The sequence below is a fragment of the Peribacillus sp. SIMBA_075 genome, from assembly GCF_046534585.1.
The window spans coordinates 1-252 of the sequence record NZ_JAWRYN010001145.1 but is presented as its reverse complement, the minus strand read 5'-3'; the positions used below and the strand labels follow the sequence as shown (position 1 = coordinate 252).

Here is a 252-nt window from a genome sequence, read left to right as displayed (position 1 = left end):
GGGGGCAACAGCGTTTGTATATAAAGGAAGATTCAGCGCAGAGAATTATTTGACTATTTTGCAAGAGTACCCGGTTTCAGTATTGTGTGCGACTCCAACCGAGTATCGGCTGATGGCAAAAGTATCTGACTTGAATCAATACAAGCTGCTTGCATTGCGCTCCGCATGTTCGGCAGGTGAGCCGCTCAACCGGGAAGTGATTGATACATTCCGCAGGGAGTTTTCGATTACCGTACGTGATGGCTACGGACA

1 protein-coding gene is annotated in these 252 nt (G+C 48.0%); it reads left to right on the top strand.

All coding sequences use genetic code 11. The features are described from left to right. Positions 1-252: AMP-binding protein (locus tag SB775_RS31890; RefSeq protein WP_410865295.1), on the top strand; the 252-nt coding region annotated here is incomplete at both ends.